Source organism: Butyrivibrio sp. TB (assembly GCF_900110805.1).
Classification (GTDB): Bacteria; Bacillota; Clostridia; order Lachnospirales; family Lachnospiraceae; genus Butyrivibrio; species Butyrivibrio fibrisolvens_C.
In genome coordinates, this window is record NZ_FOER01000011.1 from 35,671 (window position 1) to 53,130 (window position 17,460).

At 37.0% G+C, this 17,460-nt stretch carries 17 protein-coding genes; 1 reads left to right on the forward strand and 16 read right to left on the reverse strand.

Annotation, left to right across the window (positions count from 1 at the left end):
• Window positions 1-18: 18 nt before the first annotated feature.
• The 7 genes from BMX21_RS08875 to BMX21_RS08905 form a co-directional block, all read right to left on the reverse strand.
• Complete coding sequence (locus BMX21_RS08875) at window positions 19-1,212, reverse strand: MBL fold metallo-hydrolase (RefSeq protein WP_092043501.1); 1,194 nt, start codon at window positions 1,210-1,212, stop codon at window positions 19-21.
• A gap of 4 nt (window positions 1,213-1,216) precedes the next feature.
• Window positions 1,217-2,221, reverse strand: coding sequence for a helix-turn-helix transcriptional regulator (locus BMX21_RS08880; protein ID WP_092043503.1), 1,005 nt, complete (start codon window positions 2,219-2,221; stop codon window positions 1,217-1,219).
• A gap of 104 nt (window positions 2,222-2,325) precedes the next feature.
• Complete coding sequence (locus BMX21_RS08885; RefSeq protein ID WP_092043506.1) at window positions 2,326-2,724, reverse strand: hypothetical protein; 399 nt, start codon at window positions 2,722-2,724, stop codon at window positions 2,326-2,328.
• 132 nt (window positions 2,725-2,856) lie between these two features.
• Window positions 2,857-3,507: an RloB domain-containing protein gene (locus tag BMX21_RS08890; RefSeq protein WP_092043508.1), complete on the reverse strand. Its 651-nt coding sequence runs from the start codon at window positions 3,505-3,507 to the stop codon at window positions 2,857-2,859.
• Window positions 3,500-4,675 carry an AAA family ATPase gene (locus tag BMX21_RS08895; protein WP_092043511.1) on the reverse strand — a complete coding sequence of 392 codons (1,176 nt, stop codon included), beginning with the start codon at window positions 4,673-4,675 and terminating at the stop codon, window positions 3,500-3,502. The genes BMX21_RS08890 and BMX21_RS08895 overlap by 8 nt, the downstream gene beginning before the upstream one ends.
• A 382-nt stretch (window positions 4,676-5,057) precedes the next feature.
• Complete coding sequence (locus BMX21_RS08900) at window positions 5,058-5,510, reverse strand: hypothetical protein (RefSeq protein ID WP_177173980.1); 453 nt, start codon at window positions 5,508-5,510, stop codon at window positions 5,058-5,060.
• A gap of 227 nt (window positions 5,511-5,737) precedes the next feature.
• Entirely contained in the window at window positions 5,738-6,598 is an 861-nt protein-coding gene (locus tag BMX21_RS08905; RefSeq protein ID WP_330390183.1) for a patatin-like phospholipase family protein, read from the reverse strand.
• Between the two features lie 318 nt (window positions 6,599-6,916).
• On the opposite strand from BMX21_RS08905, the gene BMX21_RS08910 reads away from it, so the two are divergent.
• Window positions 6,917-8,455 (forward strand): GH39 family glycosyl hydrolase, encoded by a 1,539-nt coding sequence (locus BMX21_RS08910; RefSeq protein ID WP_092043516.1) that lies wholly within the window; start codon window positions 6,917-6,919, stop codon window positions 8,453-8,455.
• A 156-nt stretch (window positions 8,456-8,611) separates the two neighbouring features.
• Here BMX21_RS08910 and BMX21_RS08915 read toward each other — a convergent pair whose 3' ends face one another.
• The 9 genes from BMX21_RS08915 to BMX21_RS08955 all read right to left on the reverse strand — a co-directional run bounded on the left by BMX21_RS08915 (window position 8,612) and on the right by BMX21_RS08955 (window position 17,183).
• Complete coding sequence (locus BMX21_RS08915; protein ID WP_092043519.1) at window positions 8,612-9,865, reverse strand: DUF6688 domain-containing protein; 1,254 nt, start codon at window positions 9,863-9,865, stop codon at window positions 8,612-8,614.
• A 279-nt stretch (window positions 9,866-10,144) separates the two neighbouring features.
• Window positions 10,145-10,546 (reverse strand): hypothetical protein, encoded by a 402-nt coding sequence (locus tag BMX21_RS08920; protein WP_092043522.1) that lies wholly within the window; start codon window positions 10,544-10,546, stop codon window positions 10,145-10,147.
• A gap of 22 nt (window positions 10,547-10,568) precedes the next feature.
• A complete protein-coding gene (locus BMX21_RS08925; RefSeq protein WP_092043525.1) occupies window positions 10,569-10,853 on the reverse strand; it encodes a hypothetical protein in 285 nt (94 codons plus the stop codon).
• A gap of 21 nt (window positions 10,854-10,874) precedes the next feature.
• Window positions 10,875-11,549 (reverse strand): hypothetical protein, encoded by a 675-nt coding sequence (locus tag BMX21_RS08930; protein ID WP_092043528.1) that lies wholly within the window; start codon window positions 11,547-11,549, stop codon window positions 10,875-10,877.
• 118 nt (window positions 11,550-11,667) lie between these two features.
• Window positions 11,668-12,135: a hypothetical protein gene (locus BMX21_RS08935; protein WP_092043531.1), complete on the reverse strand. Its 468-nt coding sequence runs from the start codon at window positions 12,133-12,135 to the stop codon at window positions 11,668-11,670.
• A gap of 18 nt (window positions 12,136-12,153) precedes the next feature.
• Window positions 12,154-12,675, reverse strand: a complete 522-nt coding sequence (locus tag BMX21_RS08940) for a DUF3592 domain-containing protein (RefSeq protein WP_092043534.1) — start codon at window positions 12,673-12,675, stop codon at window positions 12,154-12,156.
• Between the two features lie 37 nt (window positions 12,676-12,712).
• Complete coding sequence (locus tag BMX21_RS08945; protein WP_092043537.1) at window positions 12,713-13,738, reverse strand: hypothetical protein; 1,026 nt, start codon at window positions 13,736-13,738, stop codon at window positions 12,713-12,715.
• A gap of 370 nt (window positions 13,739-14,108) precedes the next feature.
• On the reverse strand, window positions 14,109-15,593 hold the full coding sequence (locus BMX21_RS08950) for a family 43 glycosylhydrolase (RefSeq protein ID WP_092043539.1): 1,485 nt from the start codon (window positions 15,591-15,593) through the stop codon (window positions 14,109-14,111).
• A gap of 387 nt (window positions 15,594-15,980) precedes the next feature.
• Window positions 15,981-17,183, reverse strand: a complete 1,203-nt coding sequence (locus tag BMX21_RS08955; protein ID WP_092043541.1) for a hypothetical protein — start codon at window positions 17,181-17,183, stop codon at window positions 15,981-15,983.
• Between the last annotated feature and the right edge of the window lie 277 nt (window positions 17,184-17,460).

Genomic DNA, 17,460 nt, shown 5'->3' on the forward strand with positions numbered 1-17,460 from the left:
GCCCTTCCTTCTAAGAACCTAAACTTCAATTATTTTTTCATCTTTTGTATTGAGCAACTCAACATGGGGTGAAATCACGATATTCTTTGCGTCTTCATAACTTGTATCAGTGTGGTGAATCATCAACTTATCTGGATTAACTATTTTTATCACCTGCTCAAGATCCTCTTTTGTAATATGCCCAGAAACATGAACTCGCTCTATATGTCCCTTACTATACTCAAGCAACTCAGCGACATCTGGAATCGTCTCATATCCCTTCCACATTGAATAAACTAAGCATGTTTTATCCGGATATTTTTCAAGGAACTCTTTAACAAGAGGAGTGTGCCGTTTGCCTGCTCGAATTACCATTCCGAAACCGCCTCTCTCGTAAAGCTTTCGTTTTTCTTCTTTATATGTGTGAATTTTATATGATTTGTATTCTTTTTCTCTATTCTTATCAGCAATATGCATCACATGTGTTTGATAACCATCGGCCAAAGCATACTTTCCTGTAGGAACACCTCTTGAAAAAGCTGCAATTCTATCAATGTTTGATGATGAAGCTAAAAGGAATACATACTTCTTTTCTCGAAGTATTCTCCAAAACTCTTCCTCGCACCACTGCTCATCTTTATAGTCAGATGATAACCTTGAAAGATTTGTCCCCTCAGTAATCAGCAAATCGATATGTCCTATGTTCTCAAATGTATTCTTAAGTTTTTCTGCATAAAAGCCATGCAATCTGTAATCTCCGGTAATAAGAATTCTTTTTCCGCAACCTTCCACTAAGTACATAAGTGAATCACTTGCAGAATGATCAGAAGCCAGAGGCGTTATCTTCAGATCTTTTATAACTATTGGAACTCCTTCCGTAAGTTCCTTTATTTCTTTCGCCCATACTATCTGACCCACACTAACTTTATGTTCCTGCTGGGCCTGAAGGATTTCGCGGGCAGTTTTATGCATATAAACCGGTATATCTTTCATAATGTTAGGCACTTCGCCAACATGATCTCCATGATAATGAGTTATAAAAACAGCATCACAGTTAGCTTTGCCTGTAGTGACACCTTCTATGTCCAAAACATCTTGCCTACCTTCGCCTTCCAGTGGTGAACCAAAGTCGAACAATATTCTCGTATTATCTGTGGCTATTTCTGTACAGACTCCGCCAATTTGCATAGCGCCTCTGCGTGGTATAACTCTAATCTTATTTTCATCGCTCATATTATTACCCTTTAGATGAATCAGATTCTTTATACTTCCTATATATTTCTAATGATACTTCCCTTATCCGCGTTCTCATGCTTTCCGGCTCTAATACCTCTGCATGCTGTCCATACTGCATTACCCAATAGAAGAAAGCATCGGGATTACACTTAAGATCAACAATTATGTCGTTACCTTCTCCAAGCTTTACTCGAAAGTCTTTTCCGAAGTTATCGATAAGTGTATCCATCAATTTCTCATGGACACGTAGTTTTATATGTTCGCTTTCACCTGAGAACATATAAACATGCTCGGAAATGTATTCGGCTATATTCAATCCATTCTCAAGTCCCTTAATCGACTTCATAGGCTTACGTGGATTTGTAAGGACTTCAACATCTGTTATTCTATCCAGCCTGTAGTGCGAAATGTCATCGTAGGCGTCATAATTGCCAATAAGGAAATATTTTCCTTTGTTGTTTATCATCTGATATGGGCTAACCACATATCTGATGTCTCTCTTTGGATGGAGCTTAAAATCTACGCCATACTGTAGATATGAAAAGCTAATCTTTTTTCCTTTTGATATAGCAGTATCTATAGCGGCAATTGATTCCATGACCTTTTGGTTTTCTGCATTTTTACCACTAGAAGCACTGTGAATATGAGAAACATGGGCTTTAAAATACTTATTTGAGTATTTCTCAAGTTTTTTTACCAGTTGATGAGCTTCTTTATCTGTGATTGCATTCGATGAAAAGATGCTGTCTATCAAAAGACGCAATTCAGCATCTGTAAAATCTCTATTCTTGAGATAATAGCCTTTGTTATAATCAATGTCGTACCCCATTTCCTGGAGAGACACTATATTATTTTTTATTGCACGTCTCTCGCAGCTTATACCATAATTGGTATCCAAAAGTTCTATGATATCCTGCTGCTGTAATCTATGTTCATCGTCTGAATAATCCTTAAGAATGTTCAAGATGAGCATGTTTAGCATTTTCTTTGTACCTGTTCCGTACATCAATCAGTCCTCCACCATTACATTCTATTTCGTAACTTAATTCGCGGTTTATGATATACTTTTATATTATCACACCGCTTTTATCATGTGCGTTTTTTAGCACATTACAATTTTTCGACTATACTCTTCATTTCTTCGCGCCATTCTTCAACTTTTCTTCCTCCGGTAAACCACTTCACATCATGCTTAGGATGCATTATCTTTAACCACTCTGCTTTAACCGCATTATACATATCAACAGTACCCCTTTTTTGAATTTCTATAAAAACCTCTCTTACCCATACAATTGCATCTTCTTTGATAAGAAAAGGAACTCTTAATATCATTTCATCCTTCTCATCCTTTATGATCTCTACTTCCATCAGATTTTTCCTTAAGATTTTTTTATCCTGAATATAGATAGCATTCTCATCTACATTTATAATCATGTGAGATTCGAGATCTTCTTCACACTTACTGTCATTGCATCTAACAGTAAGTATATAAACAACATCCTTGCTCATTTATCTATTATCACTTTCCTATAAAATCTTGCTTTTATAGAAGCGTAGCAAATGATATGTGCTTTTTTTAGCACACAAAAAAGACAGTACACAATTTTCAAAATCATGTACTGCCCAACATTTCCATTATATTTACCAATCGATCACATCAAAGAATTCTTCAATATTGCTATTCCTCTTATTCAGCGAATCCTTATTATAATCTGTATGTTTTATTTTTATATCAAACGTCTTTTTCTTGATCTCATACTTATTTGAGACCAGCTTATCCTGCTTTCTAATTACCTCTAACATTAGCTTGTATGACTTATTCCCTGTATTCAGAAACTCATAAACCTCTTCAACACTCTTAAACGCTGCAAGTTCCTTAAATTTCCAAGCATTAACGATGAAGTTTTTGCTTTCCTGTCCTTTGTAATCTGCATCATGAAGGCAAGCAACATACTCAAAATCCGGATTATCAGCTATAAGGAAATGAGGTGTATTCCCTTTATCATTTTGAAGCTTACAGTATTCCAATAGTTTTAAAAAGTTCTCCTGCTCTCCTGGTACTGTCTTTATTCTATCAGCATCAACAATGATAAACTTAGCAAGATAGTTGGTCTGAGCTTCTTTCTTTATCTGCTTCAGAAAATTAGTATAGCCACCCCCATGCATATTGATTGGCTTTAAGACAAGCTCAACGCCCTGATTTTTACGCATTTTGTCAATGTAATTGTACTCGGTATCACCTTCGCAGAAAATGGCGTACCTTTTCTTAAGTACCCTCTCTTTTCTACTCAAATGCTGTACCTCCCAAAATACCTTTCATATAAAACTCATAGACTCTGGTAGTCTCATACCTGACTTCCGGGAAGTCTGCAAGCGAGTACAGCTCAGATGTAAGGCTATCCTTACTCTTGGTAACAAAATAGATCTGTTCTTTCATATATGTCTTAAGATTCAGATGAAGTACATTGTGCGTAGAGAATATGAACTGTCCCTTATGCTCTTCGCCATTTACAAAAGCAATGACTCTATCTGAAAGAATAGGATTAAGAACTCTATCCATCTCATCTGCAAATACAACCCTATTCTCATAAACCACTCTGAATATCTGAACTGCCCATGCAAAGAACTCTCTTACTCCGGTTGAATCCTGCTGTAATTCTCTGCGGATTTCATTTCCGGCAGCATCTTTTCTTATGATCATTGATTTGCTATATGGCTTATCATTATCAACTTCTATGCTGCAGATACTGTAATCAACCATACGGAATATATCTACAAAACGAGGATCTCTCATAACCTTGATATCCTCATCTTTTCTTACAGGATTGTTCTCCTTATCAGCTGGAACAGTACCCGGCAATAATATATTCTTGAACCAGCTTATAGTTTCGATAGAATCTTCGTTACCAAGAAGTGCAAGTTTGCTTATAAAAAGGCCATAGCTGTTATTGCTGTTCTTTAATACTGTATCAAGCTCAGAAACTTTTCCATCCTTCTTTTCATAAACCCCAGATTTATCTCTAACTACAGAAAAAAGACATGCGAACGCACCTTTTTTCTTAGCCTGCTTATAAAGGCCCTCACCCGTTATCCCCTTTGAATCAATGGAAAGGCAATATTTATAAACATGCTTCTTTTCTGATATGAAGCATATTTCAAATCTCTGTTCAGGATCCTTATCTGTCAAAAAACTAAACGTATTAACATATGCTCCCACAGACTGTACCTGCGAATTTGAATCCATGAGAGATTTTAAAAACTTGATACTTCCAATAAAGTTAGATTTACCGCCTGCATTTTCGCCGACAATGACTGCTGTTTTCAGAAGATCATAATCTACTTCTGTGGAAGTATAATTGTCCGGATATCTGGTCTTGACCTTACTGTTAGGCGCTTCCATACTAAATTCGCTTTCAAGGTTAAAAGAACAGAAATTATTGAACTTAAAGCTTATCAGCATCTGGCAACCTCCTTATTATCATTTCTGATTCTATTATAGCACAGTTCTCTCATCTAAACCAATATTTCGTTTTAGGCAAGGATTTAATGCGCTTTTTACACCCATTTTTATGTATTGCAAATCATTTTTGCTACTTATCTAAAGTTTTTCGCATTTCAATGCTTCACATTTCAATTACACCTAAATAAATAATTACATCCATACTGTAATCATTTATTTACATGTAATTATTGTGTAAATGTAATGTAACTAAACTCCTTGAATTGTTCATTCAAGCAAAAAAACCTCTTGATCTACCACTTTCGTAGACCAAGAGGATTCTGAATAAAGCGAAGATTACATAGAGCACATTTCAAATTTTTCCTATTTATCACTAACCTCGTTAGCTAATCGGATTCATATAATACCAGCTAACTGGCAACCAAAAATACTTATGTTCATATACGATTCGAACATATCTATCGCTATCATCGTCCAATATTCTGTCGCGTTCTTCATCAGAGAGCGCATCAAAATCATACATACACATATCAGTCATGCCTGTGAAGTATTCAACATCAATATTCATAAGAGCCAGGTCCGAATTGTTTTCCTCTAAATATTTCTGCACATATTCCGGGCCGCCGTCACAGATTATGACCTTTTCTGCACTCATGTGAACCCAGTAAATGTCTGACGCTTCAGCCTTGGTCTGGCCGTAAACCGTGATGCCATCCGGCATGTTCAGGCTTTCAATCTTTGATATCGCCATTTTACACATAAGGTAATATCCGACATTGCTGGTCAGTACGATTACCAGCACAATAATAACAATCGTAGCAAGTAATATTTTCATTACTTTATGTTGTTTTTTCATAATGAACCAAACCACGCATATTAGCGCGTTAATCCTTTCCTGTTTATACTGATTATTTACTTTCCTTATTAGAAGCATATGTCTTAAGTAAAAATACACACGACATATGCTTATTTACAAACTTCCCACTTGGACGATACAGCCAGTCCCTGTAAATCCTTTGGAGTGTTGTATTGGCCAAGTGGGAAGTTTAAATCGTCTATAGTTTATGCCTTTAGATATTCTTTTAAAGTCTCGATTTTGGACTCCATGGTGCCAATGCCTATGTCGTAGACTCGGCGAAGTTCATCAGGGTTATGCTCCATGCTTCCTATCTCGAGAGCTTTGGGCGGACGTATTACAAAGAGCTCACCGGCAAGCTCTTTTTTTCTGATATATTCAAGAGTTTTGTTGTAGCGAATGTGTCTGACTCTCACAGATTCTATGAAATCGGGGTAGTCTTTGTACATAAGCTTTATAAGAGGGAGCATTTTGTTAGGCTTTTTCTCATATTCTAAGGGCTGAGTCAGTACTACTACGTTTTTGTTATAGCCTTTGTGCTCCCAGAACTTTATCGGGATAGAATCTGCTACTCCTCCATCTAAGAGTTTATGACCGTCCACTTCTACTATCTTGGATACCACAGGCATTGATGCTGATGCTGTAAAATAGTACATATCTTTGCCCATGCCGTTTGAGAATCTGTGATAGTAGGGTTTGCCCGTCTCTACATTGGTACATACTCCGTAGAATTCCATGGGATTTTTGTCAAAAGTTTCAAAATCCATCGGGTCAAGTTCGTAAGGTATTGTCTTATAGCAAAACTCTGAGCCGTAGAGATCTCCTGTTTTGAAAAAAGATTTCCAGCTTGAGAATCTCCAGTCTGTGCAGTATTTGGTTGAATATCTTATGACTCTTCCGGGCTGTCTTGATTTTATATTGCATCCAAAAGCCGCTCCTGCGGATACTCCGATAGCTCCGTCAAAGTCTATGCCATTTTTCATCATCACATCTAAAACGCCTGCCGTGAACATACCTCGCATAGCGCCGCCTTCAAGAACAAGGCCTGTCTTTATCTTTTGCTGCATGATAATCCTCCGTTGTTTTGTAATCTATTCTGTCGCAGACTCCAGTAATCTGATTGTTTTTTGGTCAAGATTTATTTCATACTCTATTCCTAACGGAAGAGTCCCGATAGGAACCGCTTATGATCTCTATTTCGCCTCTGCAACCAAAATGTATTTTTAAATAATTTTAAATATATACAGACCAAAAGTAAATGAGAAAATAATAGCAATAATTCGATAGAATATAAGTTCAAAACTTGGTTAGATTATCTTTATATGATGATCAGTTCTGCATTTGGTGCAGATTTTCAAGATTATATTAAATCTAAGGGGGATTATATGGAGAATCAGAAAACTATAAATAAGTCTATATCTGTAAAGGCTGCAGACTCAGCACCTTTTTACAACAATGTAGACTTCTGTGTTGGAACAGGTCGTTTCGGACTTGCTCTTACCAAAGAATATCTGGATGAGCTTGCTTTCGTACAGGAAGAGATTGGATTCAAGCACATCCGTGGCCACGGCATATTCACAGATGATACAGCTATATACCATGAGTATGAAGAAGATGGAATTAATAAAGTTGAGTACAACTATACCTATATTGACCGCATTATGGATGAGTATTTAAAACTTGGAATCCGTCCTTTTATAGAGCTTGGATTTATGCCCAAGGATCTTGCAAGCGGTACTCAGACTATCTTTTACTGGAAAGGAAATACTACTCCGCCCAAATCTTACGAAAGATGGTGCGACCTTGTAGTAGCTCTTCTGTCACATCTCATAGACAGATACGGTGAAAGTGATGTGACTACATGGCCTATTGAAGTCTGGAACGAACCCAATCTTCCGGGATTCTGGGAGCATGCCGATATGAAGGAATATTGTAAGCTCTTCAAAGAGACTTTCACAGCGATCAAAAATTTCAATCCATCATTCAAGGTTGGCGGTCCTGCAATCTGCGGCGTCAAGGATGCCGAGTGGATCAAGGGCTTCCTTGATTTTTGCAAAGAAAGCGGCTTAAAGCCTGACTTTATCACAAGGCACCACTACACAATAGAGTTCCCTGAAGCCGACGGTCACTACGACTATTCGACTTTGATGGATGAAGAAGAAGGCTTTGCCAATCTTCAGTCCACAAGAGATATCATAGACTCTTATGACGAATATAAGGGACTTCCTATTCACATCACAGAATTCAGTTCCTCTTATACTCCAAAGGGTGTAATCCATGACACTAACTTAAACGCAGCGCTTATGGCGCGTCAGCTTTCACGTCTTGGAGATATGAACGAGTCTTATTCTTACTGGACTTTTGGTGACGTATTCGAAGAGACCGGCGTTCCATTTTCTCTTTTCCATGGAGGATTTGGACTTGTCGCAGCAGGAAGCATTCCAAAGCCTACATTCTGGACATTCAAGTTCTATACAGATCTTAAGAAGTTAGGAAAGGGCTGCGTATTTAAGAATGATAATGCTGTTATAGAAAAGACTGCCAAGGGATATGCCGGAGTCTTATTTAACGAAAGTTCCGATGATAGTCTTGATATAAAGCTTAGCCTTGAAGATATTGCTAAGGGCGAGGATGCTGATAATGAATACACTCTGATTCTGAAGACAGTAAGTCCTAAGACTACTAACCCGCTTAAGCTCTGGCATGATCTAGGCGAGCCTGCAACACCGAATAGCGAGCAGACCAAGCTGATAAAATCTGCTGCATTCCCGCAGGTAACATCAGACAGACTCACAGCAAGCGAAGGCAGTATCTCTTTTGACCAGACTTTAGATCCGGAAACAGTTGTTTATTTCGAGCTTTCTAAGTCTAAAATTAAGTCCGACAGAGGTTATAGCTACGAAAGAACAATAACTACAAGATAAAAAGAAAGCCACTACCCATACAGATATGTCCCCCCTCTTACAGGATGTCCGGTAAAAAAGGTACATATCAAACCTGGATAGTGGCTTTTTCGTCAAAATCATATGTAACCAAATCATCTGGTGAGTAGAACTTTATCTCAGACAACTAATGAATAATCATAACTTACTTGATTTTGTCTTTCCCATGTATTGTACTACTATTCTGTTCTCAGGATGTACATCTGTTGAATACAGAACAAGAAGAAAAATCCATTCCAGAGGTTTCATAATAATATATACTATATCAGCCTGCCACTTTTTTCTGATCAATTTAGCAATGAGGAATCCATATTTATCATAAAAATTCCTCAATGCTTTGTGAAATCTCGGAGTCTTTTCCTGAATGACTTCTTCAAAAGCATTTGCTATACAAAGCTGTCTGTTTACGATCACTTCATGGCCATGTCTCACGCCTTTACGAATAGGTTTCACTACTCTCCTATGACCGCCTGCTGCAACAGTGCAAAGATAATGCTCGTCATAATATACATTCGGGGGAGCCTGCCTCTGAGACAGTACCCAGTCACTTGTTTCTGTCCAGGCTTTTATTACTGAATCCGGAGCCTGACCGAATACCACCAGCACCATAATAATTATTCCCAAAAGAGGGAACATAAAAGCAATTGCAAATGCAGGCCAAAGCCTTGCGTTTTCAATAATTTTCTGTGAAATGGTCAAGATCGGTTTTTTATTTATCTTACTCATCTCCATCTTCATTGTATTCCATTCATGTATTTTTCTCTGGATAGTTCTTGCAGCAATTAGAATACAGCATATTGGAAGTATTAAGAGATATAAGATCAAACAATCTGACGGATCAACATTTAAATTGAAAACCTGAATTGTAAAAACAATAAGCTGGATAATTCCAAGATACATTGCAGATATTGAAAACACTACTACCAGCGGTGGCAGCTTCTCAATATGAATATATTGAAGTACAAAATATCCAATAATTGCAATTAAGAACACCATAAAAACTGTTAAGCCGGCCTTGCTATATATAGGAGTGTGCCTTTCGCTATTGTGTAATTGCTCTTGCCAATCCGAGTTCGTAACATTTTTTACAAATTCAAGATAAGCCCTTTCATAGATAATCCCAAGAAATAAAACTATGAGATCAACTATATACATACCTTTTATTTCACTGCCATTGCTTTCATATGCAAGACCCAAGATTTCCATAATCATAAGTGATAATGGAAGAATAAAAAGTGCTCCCGCAAATGGTGATAATACTATACTTTTCCCAAATGCAACTATTGGATTATCCCGGCCCGATATTAGTAGATAAATAAAAGAAAGTGCAACACTAAAAAATAAAGATGCAACAACCAAAGACCACATCGGATGCTTTTTTATAAAACTCATTTTTGTTTTTCCCTTTCACATTTTAATTTTCTTCTTCCGCCTTCTGGCTATCGCTAAACGCCATGATTACTATACTTGTTTTTATCCTCTTAACTTCTTTTTTATGACGAAACAATAATTATATGCGATAAAATGCATGAATTTATCATAGATTAAATCCGACAGAGGCTATAGCTACGAGAGAACTATAACCACAAGGCAAAATAAAACCACTATCCTTACAGATACCACATCTGGATAGTGGTTTTTCTTACTTTATCTTCGGATATATTAGTTCATCTAATGTCCTTCAATGTTGTCTGGAAAAGGAGCGTCACCATATACAGTTATAATATAGCTTCCGTCTTTCTTTTCCAGCTCACGATACTTATACTGTGCCGCAAATATACGATCCATATCATCCTCAGACATATCTGAGTTAAATGTGATCTTAGATTCGCACTCTACATGGTTACCTGTTCCGGTAGTATTTCCGGTAAAAGAGTATGTATCTATTATACTTGCATCTTCTATAGATTTCTCTATATATGCAGTTAACTCTTTTGTCTGTTTGTCTGTTGCTGCATGATTAGCAATACATCCGACTATCTCTATCACTATAAAAAGAACTATAAGAATGATCGGAATTGACACTATCGTAATTCCTATTCGTACTAAAATCTTACAAATTGACTTTTCCATTGCACTTCTTCCTTATCTAAAATTACTGAATATCAAATATTGTTATCTGAGCAACTTTTTTACTTCCTTCGTATAGATCATACTTTTCATTTTTATGAATCATATGATCTGGTGCATTTGAAGCAAGGAAAGAAAACTCTATCACATCTGTCTTCTCAAAATCCGGGCACACAAAATCTATGCTCCAAGTCTCTGATTCAGTTGGCAGATCTATGATCGGGCAATAGCGTGTCGCTTCTGGCGGAATATTCTTTCTTCCGTCTTCTGAAATCCACGTTATTCTTGCAATATAATATTGTTTAGACATATCTCTTAATCCTATTGGCTATTATTGATTCTTATTTTTTCTCTCATTCTTATACTTTATCTGTCTGACATATAGAAACGCTTCGTCCATACCTATATTTGTCTTTTGGTTCAGGATATCCGACGCGAGTAGATACTCACCAGATGCAACCGTATCCATCACATCTGAGATGTCTACCTTACTATCTCCAAAACTCTGTATTTTTGAAGATTTATCGTAGATATATTTCGAATACTTTTCCATATTGGTGTAGTAATATAAGGGACTATCCGAATACATACCAAGTATTCCGTGATCAACCATGTATTCTTTTAGTAAATCGTATCCTTTTAAATAAAATGGAATCTTTAGCTTTTTACGATCAGATAAAAGAATTATCAGCATGGAATTGGCATACTGACCACAACTACCCAGATATACCTTTTTTACATCACCCCAACGATATACCAGTTCTTTCTTGGTTGGAAGAATATGTATGATTCCCTCAGAAGACACAATTATCTTTTCATTTACAAATACTAATGCAAAATAAATACTAGGAATGGTATATATGGCAAAAGCCAGGAGTACCCATTTTAAAATATTCAGGTCATATTTGAAATCGAAGAATACACATACCGGTAGCAAGAAATAAATTATTGCCCAAGGTAGTATGTTGTATATACTTCTTTTGGTAACTATAACTCTATAATCCATGCTATACCGTTCCTTGCCGAAACTAATTGTTATTTATCGTAATTGATCATTACATCATTCTCTTACTTCAACAATCTCACCATCATTCATTCATAGTAAATACTTATATCTTCCTTTACTACTCAGCTATCCCGAATTTAATCGTTATGATAACGCCTGCATCCATAGTTTGGCTTGCAAGCTTTAATTCCTCTCCATTGTGAATTGTAAATGTATATGGTGCGTCTACATTTAGGTTGATAGTCCCATTTTCATTTTCCTCTATCAGACCGCCTAAAGAGCTAATAACAACTTTATCTGAGCTTATCTTCTTGATCTTCAGCTCATAATTGCCATCAGTGTATATGATATCTTCAATGCCGGCGCTTTCGAATACTTCAGTGATCTCTTTTGGTTCATAACCTTCCATCGCACACCATTCATGATGAGTTACTGTTATTACAGTATTTTCAGAAATGCTAACTCCAGGATCTGATGGATCATCTTCACTGGCTACTTTGGGGCTACTGCAACCTGCAACAATGCAGGTCATAAGAATCATTGCCAAGATAGTAGAAATAAAGCCTGCCTTCTTTTTTGAATTCATGTAAATCCTCCGCTTCATTTATAATGTCCTCAAAATCATAAATATAAACAAGATCACTCCGATCAAACAAAAGGTAAATAACAAAGTATTAGCTAAAGAAAATCTTTTTGTAACACAAAGAGCCGGGCGCTTCGGATCTATATATAAGTAGCACTTTTGGCCGATTTTATACTTCTTATTTTCAAAAGCTTTATTTTCATAATAATCCAAAAAATTCAATGGCTTTCTGGTAAAACACTGATTATTGTAGTTATACTGATAAACTGGGTGGTATGTATATGTATATACTTCCTTATACTTAAATTCTTTCTTTGGTTTGTATGTGTAACTGTACTTTGAATACCTCGCTTCATGCGGAACAGCAACATGCGTAGTAACTTTTTTCCCTTTGATTGCCTCCAAATCTATAAGAGTCGCTTCAATTTTTTCCTTGCATGACAATGATATTGATACTTGCAAAATTATCACCAATACCACAAGTGACACAATTGCAAAAAGCAAAACAATAATTATACCTTTTTCACATATTTGCATTTCCATTTAATACTTTCCTCTAACACACATCATTACCCTGCTTTCATTTTTTCTTAGGCCACTGTGGGTAATATAAATTGCTAAACATTTTCCCAAACTCTTCATCTGTAAAAAAACCTTCATCAGAAACTATTATCTGAGCAATGCTTCTATGATCCTGTTGGTATACATTTACAGAAACAACCTTATCGTTCGATTTAAAAACTATTCCATACTTTTTGAAACTTATCCTATCTGTCTTAAAAGTATCTATTACATTTTCATCTTCTACTTCGAATAGTGCCTGAAGATCAGATTCAGATTTGATAGTATTTAGCAGTAAAATATCTTCGAAAGAAAAACCTATTTTTTCTTCGAATTCAGCATCTATTCCATCTGACGGCAAATCAATAACAAGCATCTTACATTCGTCTGATTCCAGATAACAATTTTCATCATCACATTTCTGTTTAGTCGCTGAATCATAGTATTCTGCCTTGACTAGGGCTTTACCTTCATTAACATGAACCCATTTATAGTTCTCCTTTGTATCTTTTGAATCAGAATAAATATTAAAGATCATAATTCCCCACAGAATAAATATAAAAACAGCCATAAGTCTCTTTTCATATAAAAGGTATTTAAAACCTTTTAATAGTGGATCTTTATGTTCGAGCAGTTCCTCATCTGTATCAGTCCATATTTTATTATCAAATTCCAAAATAGACGCATCAAACAAAGATACAAAGAACTCATCAATGTCTGACCTCAGGAGATATTGAATATTCGTGCTTATATCAGCCCATACATACCTGACTCTTATTATTGTTTTATCTGCCATGCTCTCGAATCTTACAGCATATTTTTGCGGAGATGTGGCAAAGAGTCCGCCCGCATTATCATAAGCATCCATAAAAGATATATATAAGATTCCATTATCAATTTCTGTTTTATATTCAGAAAGTTTTACAGGTACAGCGCTTCCAATTCTGTTTATGCACTCGTCTATGGTTAAGTTTGTTTTATAAACATAGTCAAGCCTTCCAGCCTGTTCATCTTCTTTTTTCATTTGCATTTTATTATTTGACATATAAAAACCTCTTTACTGTTTTTTTAGTTAAAAAAACAATATTCTTCTAACACCACTTCAGTTTACGACTAAAACCATAAACGACTCTCATAACACTACGATATATCCTCTCCGAATATACTGCTTAGCGTATTTATGATTAAATCAATTACTAATATCGCCGTTATTATACATGATATGTCGGCTCATATCTAAAACATCCGATGAAACGCCATTTTTACTTGATGAAATGCATTTTTATCGTAAAAAAAGAAGAAGGATGATCACAACTCCTTCTTCTTTAGCTTTATTGAAGCACTCAGGCAATTCCTCAAGCGCAGAATAGATATCACAGAAATGGTTCCTTACCCCGTCCCCAGGGCATTTTGTATCAGCAGAAAGAAAATGCCGCGAACTGCAGATGTCCTGTTCCCTTAAATGTAAAGAACAGATCATGCACTCCGTCAGGAATCTCGATATCAGCCTTTGTTTCATGCCATTCATTGGCATAGCCTATCTCGAAGGATCCAATGACTTCTCCGTCCCACTTAGTACGAACTTCAAGTTTGCCTGTTGCATAACCCTTGGTGCATACAGACATCTCTTTGACATTCCTACAGTCAAAATACTTAAATCCGGCAGTAGCGCTATCTCTCATATTGGCTATATATGCATAATTAGTGCTGCGCCATGAACCGTGATTCTCTACTATATGCTCAGAGCATATTGGAGCTTCCATACGGTCCTTGGGTATGATATCGCCGCCTTCCTGAGTGATCTTAGGGAATCGGTCATCCATCCAGCCTGACCATGGGATGTAGGTTACATCTGTATCTGTAAAAAGATTACATGCGATATATGTAGGATATGTACCCTCACTTCTTAATGGCTCCATACCACAGCATGATGTCATAGGTGCCTGCTCAAAGGTTCCATCAGCCTTTTCTTTGAGCTTTTCAAAGCAGCCCTGCCTTGAGTAGTTGGTTCCATTGGTATGGCGGTGATAGAAGATATAATAGTCATCACCAATCTGAACCATGCTTCCGTGGTTGTTGGCACAGTAGAACATGGGCTTATCTGCTGGCTTATAAGTATCTATATTAAGATCACCGTTACTAACAAGCACGCCCTTATATTCAAATCCCTTAAGCGGATCATCGCTTACTGCATATCCAAGCTCATGGAAGAGCTGTGTTGAGAAGATAAAATAGTACTTGCCATCCTTCTTGCGGATAGAAGGTCCTTCAAAGAATGCATGTCCGTCAAAAGATGTATCGTGGCTATATGGTTCACCCGGTGCTACAAATACAGGACCTTCTACTATAGTCAGCATATCAGGTCCTAAAACCGTACCCATAGCTCCATGTCTTGACTTATCTCCTACTCCGCAGAATCCTGTGTACAGATAGGTTCTGTCTCCTTCTGTAAGGACTGCCGGATCGAACTGAGGTTCGTCTCCATCTTTCTGACCAAGGTAGGTTCCATCTGTATGATGTACATAACCATAGAATTCATACTTGCCTGCAGGCTCATCGCATACAGCAACTGATACTACTCCCCAGGAGCTAAGTACATAATAAAGATAATATCTTCCATCAGGGCCAACAGTTACAGCAGGTGCATACAGATTGCCCTGAAGATCTTCATTGGCAGGGTCCTGATCCTTGCGGTAGATAACACCTTCATAGCGCCATGCGCCAAGATCATCTACAGGCGCAGAATAGCACACATAATCAAGCATACAATATACATCTCCATTAAACTTATCATGAGATCCGTATACATATACCCTGTCTCCGAATACATAAGGTTCTCCGTCCGGAACATACTCCCATGACGGCATATATGGATTTAATTTCTGTTCAAGATTTTTCATACAACCCTCCGCAATCATATAGATATATAGCGACCTAAACTTCTTTCATATAGAACTGACAATACCGCTAAAATACAACTACATATATAATAAAAATAATCTTACACGATTTCTTATTGTTTTATGCGCAAAGTATATCATTATTTGCTCTTAGTCATATATTATCTGTACACTACTAGCGCTTTAATGCAAGAATTGTTACTTAACTCAAACTCCCCCGGACAAAATTACGTTCAAGGATTATAAAATCACAAACTCATTATAATGAAAAGAAAAAAGTGATGATCACTGGATTGGATCACCACTTTTTACTAAAAATCATTATATGACGTAAGGGTCAAAATTATCATACTAAGTCAAAGCATCTTCTGATCTTACTTTTATTATTTAATAAGGATATGACTTTATAAGCTCAAGCTTGCCACCATTGATAGCATATGTCTCAGGGAAGCTGAAGTTAGTTCCGCCTATACTGAGGGCACCGCAGGTACTTATAAATCCATTAGAGTCAACATAGGCATTTAAGAGCTTGCCAATGAATTTGGGTTTGCCGCTATGGAAGTCAATAACATAACTGTATCTATTGTAGTCTGACTCTATAGCTGAGAGCATCACTACGCTGGTTCCATCTCCGTACATGCTGCTGGACATTCCGTATACAATACTCATATCATAATCAGCCGGCGGCTCTACATAAGTTGCTCCTCCATCTTCTGTTACAAACCAAAGATGAGCATTGGTGAAGCTTTCACAAGTAGCAAGATATTCTGTAGGATCATTGCCCTGAGGTATAGATACTGTAAGGGCAAGGCCTTCCTTATCACCATCATTGTCGAAGTCGACTATGTATATTCCATACAGATAATCTGATGATTTCTGGCTGACCTTTTTCTTGAATATGTTATAAAGATCGCCATATCTGGTAACTACATTCTTGTTAAGTGTATTCTGAGTCTGTGCTGCAACTCCAAGATCTGCATATGATGAGAAAGTCTTAAGATCAACATCATAGGTTCCGTCAGGCTTAGTAACTTTGCCCATGCCGGTCTTTATAGATACTTCAAAGTCGACATTGACATTGACAGGATTGCTTGAGCTTCCCAAAACAGTGGTATCTGTTACAACTGCATGGATCTTGATCATATCTCCCACAGGAGCATTATAATTCTCTATAGTAACCTGTGAAGCATAATCTGTAACAAACACATGACAGTAAGTTGATACTGCATGCTTGAATCCCTCTTCTGACATGAGAGTCCTTGTACCATATTCCGGATCAGAGTTCTCATAAGCAGGAAGTGAATACTGCTTAGGATCAAATGTTGTAGCTTCTATTGTAGGTGCTGAGGTTGAAGCTTCTATGCTGTCATCAAGAACTGATACTGCCTGATGGCCTGTCTCTTTGAGGCCACGAAGGTCAGTTGCTGACTCGCCGGGTTCAGTTTCTTCAAGAGTTCCCTCAGATGCGCTCTGTGCAGCCTGAACAGATGTATCAAGTCCGCTTTCTGATGCATCAACAGTCGATGTACATCCACTAAGTAACATAGCTGTAGCAAGTACACATACAGCTAAGAATTTATTCTTTATCATACTTTTTTCATATACTCCTTTTACTTCCAATCATGCAACAATGCATTATTTTAACACGAAGAAGGAAAATAATAACTCGATATAATTACTGAATTTACCAAAAACTTTTAACTTTTTTTGGACATATTCCCGCATGAGATTCCATTTTCTTTTGCAAAATGCATCATGTAAAGCATTACTCAGAGTCTGCATTGTATCTGTTTATACCCAAAATTGTCACCTCATGCGAACTTATACCTAAGTGTTGCCATCTTGCTGCATATCAATTGTTTTTAAG